This is a genomic window from Microbacterium sp. GbtcB4 (assembly GCF_019091465.1).
Taxonomy (GTDB): Bacteria; Actinomycetota; Actinomycetes; order Actinomycetales; family Microbacteriaceae; genus Microbacterium; species Microbacterium paraoxydans.
The window spans coordinates 1-232 of record NZ_JAGXJJ010000694.1 but is presented as its reverse complement, the minus strand read 5'-3'; the positions used below and the strand labels follow the sequence as shown (position 1 = coordinate 232).

The 232-nt window shown below is 61.2% G+C and carries 1 protein-coding gene; it reads right to left on the bottom strand.

Features of this window, described 5'->3' with window-relative positions; genetic code table 11:
- On the bottom strand, positions 1-232 hold a 232-nt coding region (locus tag KVS71_RS19295), incomplete at both ends, for a cbb3-type cytochrome c oxidase subunit I (protein ID WP_217585331.1).

Here is a 232-nt window from a genome sequence, read left to right as displayed (position 1 = left end):
GGAACAGCGGCGCCGCGAACATCAGCAGCATGATGGTGCCGTGCACCGTGAACAGCGGGTTGTACTGCTCCTTGGTCGGGACGATCTGCATCCCCGGAGCGAACAACTCGGCGCGGATCACCAGCGCCATCACGCCACCCAGGAGGAAGAGCAACACCGAGGCGATGAGGTTCATGTACCCCATCGACTTGTGGTCCGTGGAGGTGATCCACTTGACGACGATGTTGCCCTT